Raw genomic sequence first — 21,464 nt, forward strand, 5'->3', positions numbered from 1 at the left:
TTGGAAACCGTGCCGCGAATACCTATGCATGTGATCATGGATTTTGATGCAAAGAACCCGCTTCACAGGAAGCAGCTATTCCCAGTGCTGCGTAAGCTCGCTGAAAGCGATCCTGTCAGAGGTCCCTTAGATTTTATTGATGAGTCCCTGGAACAGCCGCTGGTTCGGGGTAAGGACTATCTCAACAACGTTCGTAAGGGGCAGTTTGCAGCGCCTATTGCCGCTCAGCTCCATAACTGGCTCGATCAGAACCACTTTACGCTGGCGCACCAGACCAGCCCGGACATCTTCCCAAAACTGCCAGCCAAGCGTTGGACAAAGATCGTGAGCGAGGAGGCCTTCAAAGGTGAGCTTGCCATTGCCGTGCAGCAGGATCGCTTTGGCGTTCTGGAGAAAGCCAGTAAGCTATCCAGCGGCGATGTTACCATCAGGTTGGGGGAGTTCTTCTATTTTGAGATGACGGCAGGCACGTCGGGCTATTTGACTTTGTTCCAGCATGTTGGGTTGGAGTGGAACCCGCTTGAACTGAGCGAGGATGATGCAATGTCTTTGGCGCTGACCGAAGGAGAAAACCGCTTTCCCGTCCTTGCTAATGGGCAAGTTGATCCTCTCCGGGAAAGCAGGGATGAAGGACCGCAAGAGTTTGTGGCGATTGTGTCAAAGGAGGACAACATTCCGCTTACGCCGGAGCGATTGCTCAGTTGGTACGCCTCAAGCGGTTGCGAGCTACACACCATCGTCGTGAACTTCACGAAATAGGTGTTTCCTCATCCAATCCGGTGGGCAGGTTCTGGTAGGTCTTCAATTCCTCGTTCTTGAACACCAGCTCAGCCCATTGCCTTGCACCCGTGGTGCTGAGGTCCGCAAAGCGGCTTGGATCAGCGGCCTTGGCAATCTGAATGTCGCGGAAAAAATCTTCTGGTTCACCCAAATCTTCGGAGATGCTGTTTGCACCTGCAACACGCGCCAGAGACACAGCGTCAAAGAAGTTGGGAATGGTCACCTGGCGGCCAAAGGCGTTGATCTCATCCTTTGATGGGAAGTGAGCGGGATCGACAGCCGTAAGGCCCTGCTGCCGGGCTTGAAGCTGTGCAGGGATCAACGGCATCTCTGTGACATGGCCCAGCAGTTGAAAGATGCGCGTCGCAGCCTTGGGATGGGTAATGCCGGTTTCGCCGTTCTTGGCGTCCTCCCGTTCTATCAGCATCATCATCGCTGAGATCGCCGTTACCCGATGGCGTAGATTTGCCCAGTCATCTGACGAATATGCCCCCAGCACCATTTCTGCGGCGTCATGATCTGCCTGCAATTCTAGGCACAGGGGAGCGTGAGGGCGTAGTTCTGGCGGCAGCGTGATGAGCGGGGCTGGCCTGATCTTGCTCTTGCGCGTTAGACCAAAGCGGGGCGCATTGCGGGTTTCGGAAATGCGGAAGCCGTCAATCAGATCGAAGTGGTTCAGGATGATGTGGTGAAGTTCATGCTGGATCAGCCAGGACAATGACAGATGCGTCATCTGCTCCACATCTGAGGCAAAACGCTGTCCAGCGCCCGCGATGAACACATCATCGGAAAGCCCAGCGACCCATAGCTGTTCAGTTTGTTCAACCACCTCTGTGCTGATCTGTAGAACAAACCCATCATACTCGCGCTCTACGAACGCCCAGAAAGATTCATCTTCAGAGAGTTTAAGCTGCGGAATCACAGGACGCATATCAGATATGGTTAGAAAGTGTTTTAGATTAATTGAATAGGGTTTTGATCCAGCAGCTTTCATTAGTCGATTTTCCGCCTGCCATATTGATGAGTTCGATGGGAATATGTACTTATTGAATTTAATGTATCTTTTGTTATATTTTTATTAGATGACAAATTCAGGGGCAGTAGAGGCACATATTGGCGAGGTGGAAAGAATGAGGAGCGATGAGGCGCTAAGTCTCGATGCTGTAATCTCCGCTGCAAGCGACGGTGACGTTTATGTAAGTAGTAATGGTATTGTGATTGAATGTGTGAAAAAGAAGGCCGTAGGCCGAAAGCACTTTGCGTTGTACTATATGGAAGGCGAATTAATGGCGACAAGATCACAGAACAGTTTGCCTGACGCGCATTTCCTCATTCCCTTCCCGCACAATCTTTGTGACAAGAAAATTTACAAACTCAGTGAGCGTCCAAATTTCCTCGCGTCCGTCGAATTCGACTTTACAAAAGAGCACCGACTTACTGGCAGGCACTATATTCGACCTTCGTGTAAGTAAAAAGGTGCATTCAGGTGTTTATGCCGAATAACGATATCGTTTCCCCAGAGCGAAGCTGATTATATGATGCCAATGCTTCTTGGTCAGTAAGTGATGAAACATAATCACAAACCAACCTCATTCGTACCGCCAGTTCACCGTTCGTGATGCTATCCCTTAGATTGTTCAAGCCGAGTCTTTGCAAGACGTCACGAGGAGCTTCAATGCTTGACCATCTTATGGATTCCTCATTTGTTTCCACTTCTGATTTTAGGTTCTTATAAAAACTTCTGTACTCCTCCGGGAACAGTGATAGCTCCTGATTGTTTCCACTTGAGAAGTCTTGATTTAAAAATGTTGCAAATAATTCTTCAATTACCTGTTTGCTGCGCGCGTCGTTCATTCTGATTTTTTTTGATCTGATAGCCTTTATGTAGTTGAATGATTTTAGGAATTCAATCTGAAGTCTTTTCTTTGTGTTGACCCTAATCTTGGAGTGAGCGAGGATATCCGCGTTCCATCCTCTGACTAGATGTACAGAATCAATGGCTTCAATAATAAAATCTTCACACCAGCGCCTCCGCAACATATTGTTTTCTGATATGAATTTGCTTTCTATTGCCGTCCCTGCCGCGAAGGCAGCGAATGAGCTCTGCATGTTGTATCTGTATTGAAACTCCTTTGAGGGTTCGGTCAGAGAGCCAAAAATGGACCATGCTATAAATAAGATGTCCCTCCTTTCTAAATCAACTTCATTTGGGTTTATTCGACCATCAAAGATCTCTTTTGAGATGCTCCTCTTCATGCTTTCAGTTATTTCTTCGCACTCATCATTGGTCAAAGAAATCACATCTAGAGGGGTGACAACGGCAGCCTGAAAGCAATCTTCCAGGTCATATGTCGAGTACGCAATGTCATCAGCTAAGTCCATTATTTGACACTCGATTGTCTTAAAGGATCCGTCGCTTGCCCTGCCTACAGCACCCTTAACTTTCTCTACAATATCTAGCTCCGTTGCATAGTACCCTTTAGGAGGAGACTTTCGATCTTCATTTAGCGGAATAGCGTTGTCGTACTTGATTGTTGAGGCGATAGTTCGATAGAGAAGATTCAAGCCCTGTGGCGCTGAATACACCCTGTTAAGGGATTCTGTAACAGGAGTATGGGTGCTAATTCTGTTTTCTAACTTCGTGATTATTCGCAGAGTTTGAGCGTTTCCTTCAAATCCACCGTACCCCCTCATGATATCATTCAGAACTTTTTCCCCTGTGTGTCCAAAAGGTGGGTGGCCAATATCGTGAGCCAAGCTGGCTGAAGCGACTATTGACAAATCTATTTTACTGCTGGAGCCAGAGGGGAAGCTCGAATTTATCTTCGAAGCTATGCGAGCAGAAATCTCCGCGACCTCCAATGAGTGAGTTAACCTCGTGCGAAGCAAGTGTGATTGTCCATTTGGAAATAGTTGTGTTTTTCCCTGCAATCTCCGAAAAGCTCTTGAATGAATTATTCGAGCATAATCATTGGCTGTATCCAAGCCGTAGGCCTGACGTTGCCTGATGTTGTTGGAAACAAATTCGTCAACCGGTCTGCTTAGCTCTTTTAAGTTATACATCATAGCTATTTTTCCAGCCGCTCCAGTTGCTTCTCGATTTTTTCCACCACTTCAGATATACGTTGAGAAACGTTTTCATGCATCGCCGAAAGATCGCTGGAAACTGACGCGTCGTGCGTAACAACCTCTTCATATATTCCAGCGCTATCCTTTCTGAGGGTGTAGCTTCGCTCAGCCGTGCTGTTGTTCTTTTTTCTTTTCATGGTTTTATTTGCATTTCTCATTATATCTAGAAGGGTTCTAGTAAAAATTTTCGAACTATTGGGGCCACCCTCTTACGCTATCTAGAAGTAGTAAGTTAGCGTTTGCCGTTTTTGGAACGGTGTGATGATCTTCCCGGTCAGATTGAAGAGGAGCTTATTGTTGCACCCATCACTTTTCAAGCTGCGTCAGACAAACTTTCTGCTATGTGGCTGTCGCATTGAGTTCACTTTCTATCTTTACGCTGCGACCCTTTGGGCATCTTACGGTCTAAGAGTGACCGCGAGATGTGTGTCATATGACACCCCGCGCTGCGTCCTCTATGGGTCATCTTTCGGCGTAAGGCTCACCGCAAGATGTGTGTGGTAGTACCACACGATCTTGGCAAGGGGGTCCGCTGCGCGCCCCCGTTGCATCCCCCTAGGCCGATGGCCATGGACTGGCATTGAGCCAGTACACGACCATGCAAACAGATCGCTGTTTGATCTCTCGTCAGGGAGAAGCCATCTCTCCCCAACACCCCATAGGTCAACCGTCCGCCGATTGAATGCCGCCAGCGTGCCGAAGCTGTACCCGGCCAAAGGGCGAGATCGCCGCCCCTTGGAACCCACTCGCAGAGCTTGGAGATTTGCCTCTCCACCTGCACCGAACCATGCACAAACGAATACGCGTTTGATCCGTATTTAGTGGTAAGTCGGTTCGATTTTTCTTTTGACTGAATTTGCTGCGGGCAAATGTCTGTCCAAAACCGCAAAAACACCGGCTGATTTCCAAAGCTGGCGATTGCCGATCACATAAAGCGATTCTTTGGCTCGTGTTACGGCTACATTTACCAAATTCGGGCGACTGCCAGCCCACGCACGTGCACCGTTTTGAGATGACATTTGGGCGCCGAGGACAAAGAAAACGATTTTAGCTTCCCGGCCTTGAACCGTGTGGACAGTGCCAACATGTTCTCTCACCCAATCCCGCGGCTTTTGCACCCAACCATCCAGAATTCCGCTGTTCACAATCTCTCTGCGGAGATTGTCCTGAACGATGACGAATGGCGTGACGACATATAAATCAGGCTGAGCGCCTGAGGCTCTCAATTGGCGCAGCATCGCAATGAGAGTGGTTGCTTCATCAGCGCACCATTTGTCGGGTCCAGCTTTGCCAACTACATCAACCCAGGCGGAAGGCCCCAAGGTTTCATTGTGCTGAGATGGTGCTTTAGCCTGAACCATTAGGTTGGAATAAGCTATCTCGTTCGAGACGCTGAACATCGGATTGTCGCAACGACGATGCACAAGGAGCGGCGCGCCAACTTCGCGGTGTCCACTGCCTGTTGGAAAACGTGATTAAAACATGCTGGCGGCGTCAGCAACGGTTTGGATAGATGCCTCTGGTGCATTGAAGCGAAGTGGATCGATCCCAAAGTACGCGCAAATCTCCTCAGTCAAACTGTTGGGAAGTGTCACGACAGGTTCAATTTGGAGCGGGTCACCGACGACTACTGATCGTTTTGTACGCATCATTGCGCCAACTGAGGCTTGAGGCACGGCTTGCCCAGCCTCATCGACCAGAAGCCAGCCCAAAGCTTCAGGCGCAAGCCTCGAAAACATCCGGTGCACAGAAGCAAATGTTGTGGAAACCACAGGCACCACTAGGAAAAACGTTGCCCATAGATCGGCTATCAAAGCATCTTTTTGCGGCGTCCCCATCGAACGTGTGCCGAAGGACTCGACAAACACAGATAGGTTTTGACGTATTGGATCAGCAGCGGCATCTATGAAGGCTCGATGAAGTTGGATGGCAGCCTCAAAGACATCATCCCTCAAGCGGCTTGCCGCTTTGTCAAACCAGACATTCTTGATCTGAATCTCTTCATTGGAGCGACCGAGGAAATCAGCATCTGGCACGTCAACATCAAGTTCTGCCTTCATGCGAGTGACATCGGTGTTGAGCTGATCGCGTTCATTTTCTAGCGCAGCTATGGCGTTTTGAATTTGATCCAGTTCGTTTTTCTTGGCTGAATGCGCTCTCTTCAATTCATCGAATGTTTGCCAAGCGTTTGCATACGCCACTTCACAGGCCTTTCGGTCCTGATCAAGCATTGAGTGCTCAGCTTTCCATGTGGCATACATTTGTCTTTGGAGCAGTCTGGCGAAGAAACCTGGGCGTGTTGCCGCATGGTTTGCCAGAGCACGGAGCGCATGGGTTTGTTTTTGCTCAGCCTCTTGTAGCGGGGGCTGGGCGGTGTTCAATTGTTCCTCAATGGATCGGTATTCTTCTGCAATGGCGGGTTGTTGGGCAAGTTTATCATCCAGGCTGGTGATCACAGAAACGAGCCGTTCAATCTGTTTGAATGCTTTTTGCAGCTCACTGCTTCTTTGCTCAGAGATGCGCCTTGCTTCTAGGAACCGAGATCGCGCCTTTTCCCAACGGGCTGCAGCTTCCCGAGGGGAAGAGGGAGGGTTCTCGGTGTCGATGACCCTACGATTGCGTTTTTGAGGAGGGCCGTTTTCCTGTGGTTCGGAAACGATCTGAGGCACGCCACTTGCATGGTTCAAGTAAGTGGACAGCCCGTTTTCATCATCGCGCCAAAACCGCTGGGAGAAGTTGAATCGGTTGCTGGAGTTGCCGAGTACAGCCGCAATGCTGCCCCATGTTTCACGTTCGAGAACGTTGTCTGAGATTGATTTGAAGTAGCGTAGATCTGGTGCGTCCGCTGCAACGGCACCCATTGCCGGAAGTTCCGCACTTACGTTTTCGACGGCCTTGTTGTTCGAGGACGTAACGACCATTTCGAAGCCCTTTAGCTGCTCGTCCAGCTTGTGAAGGGTGATCTTTGCGCCGTTTCTTTGAAGAGTTTGAGATGTTGGCCTGAAGGCATCAGCAGGCTTTTCGTAGCTACTCATCACCGTTGCGCGTTCAATGATCCGTGCCGCAACAACATCGCGTAATAACGTCGTTTTACCTGTACCTGGAGGGCCGTTGACGGCCAAGATACCTGTTTCCATTAGGTTAGGGCTTGCCGCATTGACGGCTGCTTGCTGGAGTAAGGCGAGTGGGAAACGGCCATTACCAGGCCAACGTCCCAATGGCGTAAGAGCTGGCTGAAGGAGCTTCTGGAGGCCTGCGTTGTCATCAAGTAGGTTCGTTTTTACTGACGGCTTCGCAACCCCTAGGTAGTGCTTCAGGGCATTTGGCAGGGTGCCGTCTTTGGCAAGGCGGCGTGCTGCTGCAAGATCCTCAAGATAGAACGAATTTAGAAGCGTCGGTTCTGGTGGGGTCTTACTGGCAAAATACTCGTACCGGCGCAGCGCGAAGTATGGTCGGGTGACTTCTAACCTGTTGAGGTTGAGTTTCTGTGATAGGAAATCGAACAGTTCTTCAATGTGCTGTTTGGTGAGAGGAACGATCTCACCATCCCGATCATATCGGATCAACTGCTTCCGGAATGCTGCAGTCAGGTTCTTTTCATGGATTGGCCAACTTGCAAGTTCCTTGAGGTCTCCTTCCAGAGCAATCGGAACACCCCAAGCGAAACTGGAAATCGCAAAGCTGGTATCTTCCTCAAGCGGTTTACCTTCTTTGTCTAGGAGGATGCTTGCAACAGGACATCGGCCTTTCATTGAAGGCTTGTCTGGGCGTCTATCCGCGTAGAGTTTTAGAAGACTCTCGACAGCAGGGCTGAGTTCGACTGCGCCAAGCATCAACTCATAGAACAACCGCTTTTTGGGCTTGGAACGCTCGCCGCGCTCCCAAGGCAGTTGACCGTCATCCAATCTAGCAATTTTGTATTTGTCGCCAGCAACAAGGTCAGTTTCCCTTCTGTATCCTTGAGGAGACAACACTTCCAAAGCTGTCCACGAACGCAGAATGTTCTCTGGGGCGTTGGTGACTGCGGGTTTTGGACCGAGATCAGCTCTAGTCACTGATGGGGCAACGGGACGATCAGGCTGCCGTGTTTGTGAAAAGTCGCTTTTGATAGGAGGCTCAACGCGAACCTTTGGGCGATCTTGCACTTGCTGCGATTTCTTAGGCAGCGCAACTTTTGCTGCCTTCAGTACTTTTGATTGAAGGGATTGAGCACGTTGTGTGGTGCGGTGCTTGAGTTCTGCGGTCAGGTTTTCCAGAGTGGCCGCGTCACTACCGTTTTGCGCGAAGACCTCTTCTAGTTCTTTGATGGATTTTTTGAAGAATGGCCTTTTCAACTCTTTGCACTCCTGAAATTTTTCCCGGTAATCATATAGTTATCTTGAGATTGAGCAAGCCTGGGTTGCGCAATCTATAGGGTATAAGCGTGTGCCTGCTGTAGAAGTGGGAAGGGGGAATGTTCCTGTGTTTTCCGCTTCTTAGAGTGCACATACAAATGTCCTCAGTTTAGCCTGGATCAGTTCAACCGACATGCGCGTTTGATCCGCAATTGGGGAGATTGTCTTCTCCCCAATACCCCATGACTGACTAGGGCTGCCGCCCCCGCGCGGTTCAAAGGGCGGGTCCTCGCCATGCTCGCTTCATGTGCATTGCAGCTCTGCGTGGCTCTGGTCCTGCCTACGGCACCCTTGATCCTTGCACCCCCGCTCCTCGGCGGAAGCCAGACGGTTGCATGCGCAACCCGTCAGGACAAAGAAGAGGAGAAAAGACATGCCGCAGTTACACACACAACCATACGATTTAGACGCAAACGGCGTTTATTTTGAGAGTTTGGAAGAATACGCCAATAAGACAAGTAAGAACCGCAACGCCTATGGTGATCCAGTCGAAGAATACGAAATCCAGTTCATTGACGGTGACGACATCGACTGCGCCTTGGCAAACGCATGGGGCATCAATCAGGCCAATATCGGTGGATACTTCGCGGCATGTGATGAATGGGCAGACTACCAGAAGAAAATTTTCATCATCGCCGTTGGTGAGGCTGGGTGCAGTTTCGACCCCGAGGATGTTCATCCAGAGGAATTTGATGTGGATCTGTATCACGTGGACAGCATGAAAGAGCTGGTGGAGCAGATGGTCGATGAGGGCCTTTTCGGTGACATCCCTGAGCATCTGGAGCGTTACATCGATATGGACGCCATCGCCCGCGATCTGGCCTATGACTACACAGAAACCGAGATAGCAGGCGAAACGCTGATTTATCGCCTCTCTTGAAAGAAGCGGCTACTGATCCCCGAAGTACCCGACGAAGGTAAAGAAAACTCCGGCTACAGAGATCGGCCCGAGTGTCCAAGTAATCAGAAAGTTGAGAACCTTGTTGTTTTGAAGGTCGAGAGTGAAGTGCAAGAAGTAGGAGAGCGCGATTGATCCGCCCAAGAGCAGGATACCAAATTCAAACCAAAGCATTGGTAGGTCTCCGCAGATAGCAGCCAGCCAAAAGGGTTCCCTTTTGGTACAGCTACCACGCATCACCCATCACGTCACGCCGAACCGGTTTTCCACAAGAAAATCAATGGGGGCGGAGTCCGTGAAACCCATACTCACCCTGCCGTTCAAAAGGGAACCCTTTTGGAAAGGGGGAATCGTATGTTCAGGAGGGCTTGCTGCATGTCCCGGATCAGCCACAATATTCTCATGACTAACAAAGGAACGACCCGCAGCAGAGGCCGCCGCATTGGCTACGCCCGTGTATCAGATCAAGATCAAAACCAAGCCCTGCAAATTGAAGCCCTCAAAGTTGCGGGCTGTGATGTCATCTATGGTGACTATGGCGTATCGGGAGCCTGCGTTACCAGGAGATCACTCGATACGCTCCTACGGGATTTGACCGAGGGCGACACACTCGTGGTCTGGAAACTTGATCGACTGGGGCGTTCAACCCTGCATTTGCTGCAGCTTTTGGAAGATCTGCGGCAGAACAAGGTGGATTTTATTGCCATCACGCAGGGCATCGATACGACCACCGCTGTAGGACGTTTACTCTATGGGCAGTTGGCTGTCTTTGCGGAGTTTGAACGAGAGCAAATAGCAGAGCGCACCAAAGCTGGCATGGCCGCTGCCAAAGCCAGAGGCGTGCATGTGGGAAGACCGCGCGCCATCCCACATGACTTGGCTATTCTTCTGAGGCACCGCATTGAAATCGGGGAAGCCTCAATTGATCAGCTTGCCGAGGAACTCAATCTTTCACGCCAGACCATTTATCGTGCTGTGAATGAAATGACAATTTTTGAGGAAAGGGGGTGAGGGATATCTAGTGCTTCCGTAAATGAAACGTGCTTTAAGGTTGCGTAATTAAGGTTTCCCGCACTCATCCAGCTGCGGTACTTCAATCTATTCCGTAAGATTCGCAAATAGCATCTATCATTCCAGAGTATTCAAATTTTGAGGATCGCATCTCCTTTAGTTTTAACTTCAAAACACTAAGAAGAGGGTCTGAGGCAGTTTGAATCCTAGCAACGAGGTTGTTCAATGCGTCGATTGCTTCTGTTTTTCTTAGAATAAGATCGCTTCTTGACATATCATTAAGTTGAAGGGTTCGAAGGCTGATTTCTGACTCAGCATCACCAGGGGACCACGAAACTATTGGGCCTAAGTGTAGGATACGTTCTTCAATTCCTCCAGTGTAAGGATCTAGGAACGGCTTTTCCACATCGTAATACGCTAGTTTTCGACGGTTGCATTCAGTGCAGGCAATGGTCAAGTTTTCCCAAGAAAAATGCAGCTCGCGCCTGCAAGAGCTTGGCAGCTTGTGTTCCACATCACCTGGTGTGTTGTGACCAATCTTACTTTCGCAGTAGACGCACTTATTTTTTGTTTCTTCCTTTAGTGTTTCTTTTATTTCCGGGTGGCGATATCTGTATTTTTTGGTTCTATTGGTGGGGTCGGCTTGGTACTCAGCGGACCATGTTTCAAAGTTATCGGTTAGCACAGTGGGTTGGTTGAGTTTGTGAATTCTTCTCATTTTACTTCCCGCGGTACTCTACTATTGAATCTGCTAATCCGAGATCGGCAAGACGACGCATGATCTCTGTTGTTTTTTCTTCGCTTGGAAGGTCTTGGGTTTCAACAATTATTTTCTTGACGGCGTCTTCTACCCATATTGGTAAAATTGAGTCCACGTCAAAAATGGAGCGGAGCAATTCGTTGGGAGTTCCGGAGATGTCATTTTCGGATAGAAGTGATGCCGTAATCTTTTGATCTCTGCCAGGAGATAACGCAAAAATTTTCGCCTCTGGGAAGCTGGAAACGATGAACGGGCTATGCGTGGCGACAATAAACTTGCAGTTGGGGAAGGCGTTAGCCAAGCTAGGAAGAAGGTTCCGTTGCAGTGCTGGGTGGAGATGGTTCTCTGGCTCATCGATTGTTATTGTGAATTCCTCTTTCTCGTGCCCAAACATGAAGATTTGCCATACAATAGAAAAGATGGCGCTAACGCCGCCAGACATAGCATCCATCGGAAATGTCCCGGAACGACAAACCAGAACGACTTCAGGCATTCTTATTTCTATTCTCTCAAAGCCGAGTGTTTTGGGAAGAGTCCTTCTGAGGACCTCTTGAAATCCCTCAAACGCCTCTTTCATTGCTATATTTCCAGGAACATGAGAGTTTCCCTCTCCCATCAAGGCGAGAGAAATTAGAGACTCCTTTTGTATCTTTCCAGGGTTTTCCGCTCGACCAGCTCCAAAGGCATTGTTCAGCAAGGATTGGTATTTTTGATACTGTTGGGCTGAGGTAATTGGTTCTGCCGGAATGTTTTGGATGCCATGGTAAGTAGCAACTGGTCTATGGGAAGGAATGTGGAGGCCATCTACCGCCTGGAGTCCTAGGTACTCTGGATGGTATTGAGGGCCTGTAACTGTTTGTGTCATCAGTTCGCAGCGTGCATCATTGTTGTACTTAATCTCACCAATTTTTCTCCGCTGACTGCTACTTTGCATATCTTTTTCATCAAAGCTTGTTTCGCCTCTTTGAAAAATGTCGGACCAAATTCTTTTGGCTGTGCGCTTCCCCATCCAGGGTGTTGAAACAAATGTCCAATTCCATCCGAAGTGACGGCTTACTAAATTGAGTAAAGTGGTCTTGCCTGATCCATTACTTCCGGTTATTACGGTAACTTTTGAATTCAGGTCTATGTTAACATCGGAAAACTGTCGCCAGTTGTTCACTGACACCCTGCTAAAACTCGTCATTCTATCTTTCCTTGTCTCGCATGTTGTTTCTAAGGTGAAGAACAAATAAGGCAAATTTGCAAAATACAGGTATCATTTGTTACTCAGCCCATCATTCACAGGTATTGTCGCCAGAAGATGCCCCTCTGGCGGCATAGAAGTTGGAGTGGGCAGACCTTCGCGGTGACGGATCGACATGTCCATCCACAACCAATACATGAGCAAGTGCGACAATGACCAGTCCTCATGCGGGTTCTGGCTGCAGTGATTTACCCATTCGTCAAAGCTGATATCGCCTTGCTGTTCCAGCCAGTCCGTATAATCCCAATAGCACTGCGGCAGCATGATCAACTCATCAATGCCATGGTGGTTCTTGTAGTTGCGTGAAACCGTGGTGAGGAAGTCAGTGCCGTTTTCTAGCTCCCTCAAATAACTCATAAATTCTCGATGACCCATGCAAAAAAGGATAGCACAGGGTGTGCTATCCTTCAGTAGGAGCGTTGTCCTAGTTTGTTCATTTAGGTCGTGTCAGCGGTCGAAATCGTGGGTGTTGTCGCGGTTGTTCCGTAGCTGTGGAGCCTTGGTTTGATTTTGCGATTTCGGTACCAGATTGCGGCGGATGCCAACCATGCCAGGCGGAGCCAGGTTGGGTGGGTGTTTCGCGCCTGTTGGAGGCTTGGGCACCAATTGGGCATTGTCCTTGTCGCGGATGTTGTCAGCGGGTGTTTTTGCTGCTTTCGCGAAGGCTTTCTTCGAATGTTCATCCATGGGAAGCTCTCAGTTTTGAGGGGGGAAATGGAAGGCCAATACCGGCCTTCCACACGAATGCATGCATCAGCCAGTGTTTGATGCCTCGCCAACGCTCTGTGCCTTGTGCAGATTGACACCTTTCTCCATGAATTCAGGGTCATCAAACCACCGGATTTTCTGCGCGATGATAGGATCGGCGTCTTCAATCAGAAGGAGTTGATGATCTCGGGGCATCCGCCGCAGTTCATCAGGATAAGCCAGTTTGCGCTGCGAAGCTGCCCGTGTGTCAGTGTTGCTGGTGCTGTTACTGTTGCTGCCGTGTGAGCTTGAGCTGAACGCATTGGACATCGCGGAGGAGAAATTCCACACGGTACGTTCTCCGCAAAGCCCTGAGAAGTATTCGGCACTGGTTTTGTCAGGGGAACCGAAATAGGCCACCACGCCGCTATTGGCGATGAAGCTTTCATAGTCCTGCCCATATACGCGGCGAAGCTGGCACAAATCCTGCGTAATCCCCCAGAGCTGAATCCCAAACCCTGCCATCAGGCCATAAGCCTGTTCAACAGCGCTGAGGCGACCCAAAGCTGGCATCTCGTCCAGGATGAAGAGAACGGGCTTTGCGGGTTTGGCTTCGATATTGCGGGCGTTAATCGTAATGGCCTGCTGAACGATGAGGCGCAGGAAGCGGCTGAAAGGTTCCAGGCGATCTGCTGGCAGGATCACATAGATACTCATCGGCTTGGTTTTCAGATCTGCGAAATCAAAATCAGATGCCGACAGGGCTTCACGGACACGGACGCTATCCAGAAATTGAGTTTCGGCTTGTGCCGAAGCCATCACGTTGGACAACAGCTTTGGGTCCTTTTGCAAAAACTGCGCGCCTGTGCTGGCAATCAACGCATGCACCGATCCAGACATGTAAGTGAACAGCTCAATCTGCTCATCACCCGTGAGCAGCAACAGGTCACGCACAGTACCCAGATCCCGGCTGTCTTCATAATGATCGTCAAAGGTCACCAGCAGAATGAGACCTTGCAGCAAGGCTTTGGACTTTTCCTGCCAGAAAGCATCTGAGTGGCTGTTCTTTTGGATCAACGCATCCGCCAGCATCATGGCATTTTCGGGTGCGTCGATGTCGGACAGTTTGATCCAATCCAGCGGATTGATCCGGGCGGGTTCCAGACCAACTTTTGATGCGCCGATATGCCAGGGATCAATGGGAAAAACTTTCTGTCCCATTTCCATGCGCGCTTTGGCTGAGATTTGCAGGTTTTCGCTTTTCGGGTCGATGACCAGAACCGATCCCTCGTAGCTCAGCAGGTTAGGCAAAATATGAGACACTCCTTTGCCACCGCGTGTGGGGGCGCATGTAAGGATGTGACGGTCTCCATGGTACCTGATCATGTGCTCTTCCTCGTCGTTCTCAACTTTGCCCAGCACGATACCGTCTTGGTCCAAAAGCCCTTTGTCTTGGAGATGATCAATTGATGCCCATTTGGCCGACCCAAAGGTGGAAGGAACAGCCATCAGCCCCTGAAGGCCACGAGCCATCCAATAACCCAACCCCCAGAAAAATCCGCAAATGGCATAAGCGCTTGCTACGCTCCAACTCCATGCGGAATCGCTGGCAAAGACATAGAGCGCAGAGAGCGCCAACACGCAGGCCGTAATCACCATACGCGTTTGTCTCGCACCAGGTGAAAGAAACCAGCCAATGGAGAAACCCAGGGCTGTTGCACCGCCAACCATGGACACGCGGGTCAAGGACAGGAGTGTCTCGGAAGACTTGCGGACAGTCCGCTCATCGACCCATTGGCCGTTATGCCAGACCAATTCGGCCATTGCTGTCTCGGGCAGCAGCAAGGTGGAAATCGCCGCAAACAACAGGGGCATGCCCTGTTGCCAGTTGAGTGTTTTTGAGTGTGACAAAGCACTTCTCCTCATCAGAGTTGTAAGTGCCATTCACATCAAACATTACCCTCGTGATTCTCGTGGGTAATGAAGCGGTATTATCGGGTAAAGCTCTTGCTCAGGGCGACAAATCCCAAGACCGTGACCGCTTCCGTTCTCTGGCTACGGCTTTCGCTTGTTCTGCATTGGGCGGTTTGCGCCGCAAATAGGCAGAGATGTTTTTGGCCAACAATTTGCGGTCTTCCTTATGGCGGAAGAGTACAGACCGAGCATCTTTGAGCAGGCCCCGGCGGTCTTTCATCTGTGCCAGGATCAAATCGTCCCGCTGATCCTGATCCCGTTTGGCGCAAGCCATGGCTTCGCACTCATTCTGATTTTGGACTTTGCGGAACTTCCCCGTCAGCCGATCAAACAGGCCGCGCAGACCTTTGTTGAGACGGTCAGAACGGGTTTTGGTTTCCTTGGCCCAGCGTGCCTCTTGTTTGCCCTTGAGAACCTGCCTTTCCGCGCGCTGCGCTGTGACCATTGCCGCCCGCGCTTCAACATAGGGATGCATTTCCTCCGAATGGCGGGACTTGATCTGATTGATGTAACCTTTGACCTGTTCGGTCATACGTGAGCGCAGATTAGTCTGCATATCGGCAACTGAAGGCAACGCACTGGGCGAACCCAACTTGGCTTTTACCTCTTTGGCTTTGACGCCGGACCAGCGGCCAACCTCAAACGTTTTGCCCTGAATATCGAGAGCGACAAAGCCACGGCGATCACCTTTGGCCAGATAGAAACCGCGTTCCTCCAAAGCATTGCGAAATCCATTCATCCCATCGCTGCGCTCCCAAGCATGGCGGAAGATCTGTTTCACCTCACGCGGATCATGGCCATGCCGTTGTGCTTGCTGCCATTCTGACAAGGTGAAGTTCAGCGGGTTCTTATTGCCGTAGGTCGCAAGGCCATTGGGCAGATCCCAGCCATGATCAAGAAACAAATCGCGCGACACATTTCGCAGTTTGGTTTTGAAGTGGGGGAGGTGAACAGCCTTCATCTCATCCACATCAATGCGCGACCAAACAGCATGTGCATGGCGGCGGCCATTTTTCTCATGGACGACAATGGTGCGGGGCTGATCACTCAGGCCAACGGCATTGGCCACACGGTCTGCCGCATCACGAAAATCATCATCCGTGGCAACTGCATGTTCAGGAGGATTGAGCGACACTGAAAACAGGAACTGCTTGCACTGCGTTGCCTTGGAAATCGCATGGGCTTCTTTGAACGCTCCATGCAGATCATCTGCCATGAAGCCATCCATCTCGATCACCTCGACATGATCATTATCGCGGATGTTCATCAGGTGATCTGCCAGAGCCACGGCACCGGACCGCTGGGACGCCACCACAATCATGATTGCACCCCCAAGGCTTCCATCAGCTTGGTTCGCATCCATGCGACTTCGACTATTGCGGCCTTGAGATCAGCTTCCAGTTCCTCATCAATCACCAGCGTTCCTTGGTTGAGGTGTTTGGCGATTTGATTGAGGTTATTGGCGTGGCGCGTCTTTGCCAGACGCGCCAGCACTTCAGCCAGGAGCTGTTGCTCCGCAACAGGTGGTTTCCGCCGACTACGATATTTGGGAGCTTCGTCGGCCAAAACCACGGACTTGATATAAGACGCGAGTGGCATCCCCCCGGCCTGGATTTCAAGCTGCGAGCGCTCTTCTGGAGACAGTCTCAATGAAAACGGTGCAAGGCGGCTCATGGGCGGGGCCCTCGCAGTTCATGTCTGTGATCTTTGATGACGTCATTCCAACGTTCAAGTTCTTCAAAGACTGCCTCAAGATCAGGAACGTTTTCAGAAGTGGAAATTCTCTCAAATCCGCATGAATGCTGGTTCGAAACAGTTCTTTCCTTGCGCACCATTTCACATTTTGATGTGAAGACATCCAAAAATCCAAAACTCTCAGCATCTTGCACCCTGCGGCAAACGGTCTATCTGTCGTAGGCCCATGGTGATTTGATGGCCGCGTTGAAGATGGTTCTTGTCCCAATAGTCATCGCTTTTCGTCGGTATTCCAGGGGCTTGACAGGAAATCGCTCACAGGCTCGATCGTTTCACCGAGGGGGAGGCCGATTGGTTTCTGACAGGATGCGTGACTCATGGTTCGAAAACTGAGTGTTGACCATGTCTGATCTCTTTTAGCTGACGGATGCGCAGCTAGCGAGTTTTTTCCCTCTTCCCGGGAGCCGATGGCGAACCCCACGTTGAAGGCAGGCTGCTTCTCCTGAAAGAAACCTCCAACAAAGTCGGTGTTTTGCAGAAAGTATGCCTAATAGAAAACCACCGAGAGCGGGGCTCCCGGTGGTCTATTTGCTGTGCATCTGAAGGCTAGGAAGCGCCTCTGAATGCGCGGGTCATGCTGCGTCCGACTGTCGAGACATCAGGTGCCGCGGGTTACCCGCATTTGCTGTGGCCGCAGCTGCGGCAGGTCATGCAGCCTTCCACCATCTGCAGATCGTATAGGCCGCAGCTGGGGCAGGGTTTGCCGCGTGGAGCATTGAGGGAAACCACTTCCGCTTGCGGATCTGATTTCAGCCCCATGCCTTCACCTTCGAGGAAGCCGGTTGCCACCATATGGGTTTCAATCACGCCGCCGATCGCCGCCAGAATAGAGGGGATGTATTTGCCTTGCACCCAGGCGCCGCCCCGCGGATCGAAGACCGCTTTCAGCTCCTCGACGACAAAGGACACATCGCCGCCACGGCGGAACACGGCCGAGATCATCCGGGTCAGCGCCAGGGTCCAGGCGTAATGCTCCATGTTCTTGGAGTTGATGAAGACCTCAAACGGGCGGCGGTGGCCGTTGATGATGATGTCGTTGATGGTGAGGTAAATGGCGTGCTCGGAATCCGGCCACTTCAGCTTGTAGGTGTGGCCTTCCAGAGACTGCGGGCGGTCCAGCGGCTCTGACATATAGACCACTTCGGCGCCATTCTCGCCCATATCGCTTTGATGCGGTGCATCGGCGCTTTCGCCCGGCGCCTTGTCGGAGCTTTCGCTGACGGTCAGGACTGAGCCGGTTACGTCATTGGGGCGATAGGTGGTGCAGCCTTTGCAACCAAGGTCCCAGGCCTGCATGTAGACGTCCTTGAACTCATCAAAGGAAATGTCTTCGGGGCAGTTGATGGTCTTGGAGATCGACGAGTCGATCCATTTCTGCGCCGCCGCCTGCATCTTGACGTGGTCGGAGGGGGGCAGGGTCTGGGCGTTGACGAAATAGTCGGGCAGCTCCTTGTCGCCGAACTTGTCGCGCCACATCTGCACGGCGTAATCCACGACTTCCTCTTCAGTGCGGCTGCCGTCCTTTTGCAGGACCTTGCGGGTATAGGCATAGGCAAAGACGGGTTCGATCCCCGAGGACACGTTGCCCGCATAAAGCGAGATGGTGCCGGTCGGTGCGATGGAGGTCAGCAGCGCGTTGCGGATACCGTGTTCGCGGATTGCGTCGCGCACATCCTCGTCCATATTCATCATGGTGCCCGACGCCAGGTAGGCGTCCGCATCGAACAGCGGGAAGGCGCCTTTTTCCTTGGCCAGATCCACCGAGGCCAGATAGGCCGCGCGGGCGATCGCGTGCAGCCAATCCTCGGTCTGCCGCGCGGCTTCGTCCGAGCCATAGCGCAGCCCCAGCATCAGCAGTGCGTCGGCAAGGCCTGTTACACCAAGACCGATGCGGCGCTTGTTCTGGGCCTCCTGTGCCTGGGCCTCCAAGGGGAATTTCGACACGTCTACAACGTTGTCCATCATCCGCACCGCGGTGGCGACCAGCTCTTTCAGGGCCTGCGGATCCAGTTCGGAGTCTTTCTCGAAGGGGTTCTTGACCAGGCGCGCCAGATTGATCGAGCCAAGCAGGCAGGCGCCATAGGGGGGCAGGGGCTGTTCGCCGCATGGGTTGGTGGCCGCGATCTGTTCCACGTAGGACAGGTTGTTGGCCTTGTTGATGCGGTCGATGAAGATCACACCGGGTTCGGCGTAATCATAGGTCGCCTGCATGATCTTGTTCCACAGGTCCCGCGCCTGGACGGTGTGATAAACCTTGTCACCAAAAACCAGATCCCAGGATCCATCTGCCTTTACCGCTTCCATGAAGGGGTCGGTGACCAGCACGGACATGTTGAACATGCGCAGGCGGGCGGGATCGGATTTCGCGGTGATGAAGGCCTCGATATCGGGATGGTCGCAGCGCATGGTCGCCATCATCGCGCCCCGGCGCGAGCCTGCGGACATGATGGTGCGGCACATGGCGTCCCAGACATCCATGAAGCTGAGCGGGCCAGAGGCGTCTGCGGCAACACCTTTCACATCGGCGCCGCGCGGACGGATGGTGGAGAAGTCATAGCCGATGCCACCGCCCTGCTGCATGGTCAGCGCGGCCTCTTTCAGCATGTCGAAGATGCCAGCCATGCTGTCGGGGACGGTGCCCATCACGAAGCAGTTGAACAGGGTCACCTGCCGCGCGGTGCCGGCACCGGCGGTGATCCGGCCAGCGGGCAGATACTGGAAGTCCTCAAGCGCACCGTAGAATTTGTCCTCCCACATCTTGGGATCGGTCTCAGCCCGTGCCAGGTCGCGGGCGATGCGGCGCCAGCTGTCTTCGACGGTCTGGTCGATGGGGGTGCCATCGGCCTGTTTGAAACGGTATTTCATGTCCCAGATCTGTTCGGCAATCGGGGCGGCAAAGCGGCTCATATGGCGAATCCCTATGGTCGGTCGTGGCAAGGTGGCGGCCTGACTACACCAGCCGCGCCGATATCCTCAACGCAGAAATCGCGCGGAGGCGTAAATTTATCATCATCGTACCACAACACCTTGTCGATCTGCCAGTCTGACCTACAATATAGAGTTGATCATCTGGACGACTCTGTGGGCATCTTGTGGATAACTATATCAACCTCGTGAAACTTTCCGTTGGGACTGAAACTGTTGACGGGCTGGCAGCCTGGCAGGCGGAGTACCGCAAGCAGTTGCCGGAGGGATTGCCGCGCCATGTTACGCGGATGTGGCCCAAGCGCGAAGCGGAGATCCTCAATGGCGGGTCGATCTATTGGGTGATCAAGGGACAAATCCAGTGTCGTCAACGCATTCTGCGGCTGGACGAGGTGATCGGTGGCGACGGAATCCGCCGCTGTGCAATTGTTCTGGAGCCGGAAATCCACCGTACACAGGTCGCAACGCGGCGGGCTTTTCAGGGGTGGCGCTATCTGAAGCCGGAGGACACGCCGCCGGATCTGCGAAAAGGGCGTGTGGCAGAAAAGCCGTTGCCGCCTGAGCTGTCGCAGGCGCTTGCGGAAATCGGCGTGATCTGACCAGCCGGCGACCAATCGGCTATGATCGCCTATGTGTCAGGGGCGCAGTGACGCAAAAAAGGCCCCTGACGGGGCCTTCATCAGGTCGCTTCACGCGGCAGCAACCTCGCGGTCCGTGGTGGCGGCGCTGGACCGTCAGGAGGGCTCTTTTCCTACATTCTCTTGAAATACGGTCTCAAAAGCGGCCTGTTTCTCGACAGAGGCCTCGGTCTGATAGTTGGCTTTCCATTCATCCATGGTCATGCCGTAGAAGCTTTCACGTGCCTCGGCTTTTCCCATCTCGATGCCGCGTTCATTGGCGGCTTCCTGATACCAGCGCGACAGGCAATTGCGGCAGAACCCTGCGAGATTCATCATGTCGATGTTCTGCACATCGGTGCGGTCTTCCATCAGGTGCTGGCGCAACCGGCGGAAGGCGGCCGCCTCTAGTTCGATCTGGGTCTGCTTGTCCATGTCGGGCTCCTTCCATGACACTATCTGCGTGACTAGCAGTTGCACCCGGGCGGGGCAACTCGCACCGGTGGTCGCGCCCTATCGGGTGTCAGAGACCTGATTTGTCCAAGGCGCAGGGCAGTACATTGGCCAGACGTTCGGCCCAGTCCTGCTGCTTGGCCGCACTGGCAATCAGATCGTTGCGCAGTTCGATCAGCGTGTTTGGGCGCGCATGGGCGGTACCATGTCGATCCAGCGTATCGCCGGGCAGATAGCCTGTGTAGGGCGCATTCACGCCGACGCAGAGGTCCGGCTGCGCCTTCAGCTCGGTGACGATATGGGGCGACAGGGGCTCGTTGTCAGGTGACAGGATTCCGATGTGCCAGGGCCGTGGCGGACGTCCGCGCAGCTGGCGGGTGAAGGAGTGGATGGACACCAGAATTGCGCCGGGCCGCATCAGCAGCTCGGCCAGGGCATCATGATAGGGGTGGTAGCAGGCCGCCATCCGCGCCGTTCGCTCGGCCGCATCGGCGTGGCGGTTGCCGGGAATGATGGTCCCGTCGTAGAGTTTCATAAGCAGGGTCGGATCATCCGGGCCACGGTTTGGATCAATCACCAGTCGCGAAAAATTGGAGGCGATGACCGGCGCATCCAGAAGCTGCCCCAACTGCTGTGCCACCCCATAGGCGCCGATATCATAGGCAATGTGGCGCTCCATGTCCGCGCGCGGCAGGCCAAGTTCGCCGTTGTTCACAAAGGGGGGGACATGATTGGTGGCGTGATCGCAGCAGATCACCCAGCGGGCAGGGCGCCCGGCCCCATGCAAGAAGAATGGTGAATATGTCATCTGTCCGTCGCCATTTTATGATGAAGC

19 protein-coding genes are annotated in these 21,464 nt (G+C 52.4%); 4 read left to right on the forward strand and 15 right to left on the reverse strand.

What is annotated here, in order from left to right; genetic code table 11:
* The first annotated feature begins 36 nt into the window (after nt 1-36).
* Entirely contained in the window at nt 37-759 is a 723-nt protein-coding gene (locus VWY75_RS04370; protein WP_416539328.1) for a hypothetical protein, read from the forward strand.
* Here the strand turns inward: VWY75_RS04370 and VWY75_RS04375 are convergent.
* The 5 genes from VWY75_RS04375 to VWY75_RS04395 all read right to left on the reverse strand — a co-directional run bounded on the left by VWY75_RS04375 (nt 749) and on the right by VWY75_RS04395 (nt 8,243).
* The gene (locus tag VWY75_RS04375) at nt 749-1,774 is read right to left on the reverse strand and encodes a hypothetical protein (RefSeq protein WP_416539327.1); all 1,026 of its coding nucleotides are present in this window, start codon (nt 1,772-1,774) and stop codon (nt 749-751) included. The genes VWY75_RS04370 and VWY75_RS04375 overlap by 11 nt on opposite strands.
* Nucleotides 1,775-2,262: 488 nt before the next feature.
* Complete coding sequence (locus VWY75_RS04380; RefSeq protein WP_416539326.1) at nt 2,263-3,846, reverse strand: deoxyguanosinetriphosphate triphosphohydrolase family protein; 1,584 nt, start codon at nt 3,844-3,846, stop codon at nt 2,263-2,265.
* A 2-nt stretch (nt 3,847-3,848) separates the two neighbouring features.
* On the reverse strand, nt 3,849-4,046 hold the full coding sequence (locus VWY75_RS04385) for a hypothetical protein (protein WP_416539325.1): 198 nt from the start codon (nt 4,044-4,046) through the stop codon (nt 3,849-3,851).
* Between the two features lie 681 nt (nt 4,047-4,727).
* Nucleotides 4,728-5,333: an AAA domain-containing protein gene (locus tag VWY75_RS04390; RefSeq protein WP_416538405.1), complete on the reverse strand. Its 606-nt coding sequence runs from the start codon at nt 5,331-5,333 to the stop codon at nt 4,728-4,730.
* Between the two features lie 51 nt (nt 5,334-5,384).
* A complete protein-coding gene (locus VWY75_RS04395) occupies nt 5,385-8,243 on the reverse strand; it encodes an AAA domain-containing protein (RefSeq protein WP_416538406.1) in 2,859 nt (952 codons plus the stop codon).
* A gap of 433 nt (nt 8,244-8,676) precedes the next feature.
* Between VWY75_RS04395 and VWY75_RS04400 the strand changes: the two genes are divergently transcribed.
* Nucleotides 8,677-9,183, forward strand: a complete 507-nt coding sequence (locus VWY75_RS04400) for an antirestriction protein ArdA (RefSeq protein WP_416538407.1) — start codon at nt 8,677-8,679, stop codon at nt 9,181-9,183.
* Nucleotides 9,184-9,576: 393 nt separating this feature from the next.
* Nucleotides 9,577-10,212: a recombinase family protein gene (locus tag VWY75_RS04405; protein WP_416538408.1), complete on the forward strand. Its 636-nt coding sequence runs from the start codon at nt 9,577-9,579 to the stop codon at nt 10,210-10,212.
* An 82-nt stretch (nt 10,213-10,294) separates the two neighbouring features.
* Here the strand turns inward: VWY75_RS04405 and VWY75_RS04410 are convergent, their stop codons facing one another.
* From VWY75_RS04410 to VWY75_RS04445, 8 genes are all read right to left on the reverse strand, one after another.
* A complete protein-coding gene (locus VWY75_RS04410; protein WP_416538409.1) occupies nt 10,295-10,930 on the reverse strand; it encodes an HNH endonuclease in 636 nt (211 codons plus the stop codon).
* Between the two features lies 1 nt (nt 10,931).
* Nucleotides 10,932-12,158, reverse strand: a complete 1,227-nt coding sequence (locus VWY75_RS04415) for an AAA family ATPase (RefSeq protein WP_416538410.1) — start codon at nt 12,156-12,158, stop codon at nt 10,932-10,934.
* Nucleotides 12,159-12,230: 72 nt separating this feature from the next.
* Nucleotides 12,231-12,575, reverse strand: coding sequence for a hypothetical protein (locus tag VWY75_RS04420; protein WP_416557825.1), 345 nt, complete (start codon nt 12,573-12,575; stop codon nt 12,231-12,233).
* Between the two features lie 90 nt (nt 12,576-12,665).
* Complete coding sequence (locus tag VWY75_RS04425) at nt 12,666-12,905, reverse strand: hypothetical protein (RefSeq protein ID WP_416538412.1); 240 nt, start codon at nt 12,903-12,905, stop codon at nt 12,666-12,668.
* 66 nt (nt 12,906-12,971) lie between these two features.
* Entirely contained in the window at nt 12,972-14,849 is a 1,878-nt protein-coding gene (locus VWY75_RS04430; protein WP_416541670.1) for a type IV secretory system conjugative DNA transfer family protein, read from the reverse strand.
* A 67-nt stretch (nt 14,850-14,916) separates the two neighbouring features.
* A complete protein-coding gene (locus tag VWY75_RS04435) occupies nt 14,917-16,242 on the reverse strand; it encodes a relaxase/mobilization nuclease domain-containing protein (protein ID WP_416538414.1) in 1,326 nt (441 codons plus the stop codon).
* Nucleotides 16,197-16,553, reverse strand: a complete 357-nt coding sequence (gene mobC / locus VWY75_RS04440) for a plasmid mobilization relaxosome protein MobC (protein ID WP_416538415.1) — start codon at nt 16,551-16,553, stop codon at nt 16,197-16,199. The genes VWY75_RS04435 and mobC overlap by 46 nt, the downstream gene beginning before the upstream one ends.
* Before the next feature lie 693 nt (nt 16,554-17,246).
* Nucleotides 17,247-19,541 carry an adenosylcobalamin-dependent ribonucleoside-diphosphate reductase gene (locus VWY75_RS04445; RefSeq protein ID WP_416538416.1) on the reverse strand — a complete coding sequence of 765 codons (2,295 nt, stop codon included), beginning with the start codon at nt 19,539-19,541 and terminating at the stop codon, nt 17,247-17,249.
* 185 nt (nt 19,542-19,726) lie between these two features.
* Between VWY75_RS04445 and VWY75_RS04450 the strand changes: the two genes are divergently transcribed.
* Nucleotides 19,727-20,158, forward strand: coding sequence for a DUF1489 family protein (locus tag VWY75_RS04450; protein ID WP_416538417.1), 432 nt, complete (start codon nt 19,727-19,729; stop codon nt 20,156-20,158).
* Nucleotides 20,159-20,293: 135 nt separating this feature from the next.
* Here the strand turns inward: VWY75_RS04450 and VWY75_RS04455 are convergent, their stop codons facing one another.
* Together VWY75_RS04455 and VWY75_RS04460 are read right to left on the reverse strand one after the other, a co-directional pair.
* Nucleotides 20,294-20,611: a DUF1244 domain-containing protein gene (locus VWY75_RS04455; protein WP_416538418.1), complete on the reverse strand. Its 318-nt coding sequence runs from the start codon at nt 20,609-20,611 to the stop codon at nt 20,294-20,296.
* 88 nt (nt 20,612-20,699) lie between these two features.
* Entirely contained in the window at nt 20,700-21,437 is a 738-nt protein-coding gene (locus VWY75_RS04460) for an N-formylglutamate amidohydrolase (protein ID WP_416538419.1), read from the reverse strand.
* Nucleotides 21,438-21,464 lie beyond the last annotated feature (27 nt).

The sequence above is a fragment of the Phaeobacter sp. JH20_08 genome, assembly GCF_048056635.1.
GTDB classification, from domain to species: domain Bacteria; phylum Pseudomonadota; class Alphaproteobacteria; order Rhodobacterales; family Rhodobacteraceae; genus Phaeobacter; species Phaeobacter bryozoorum.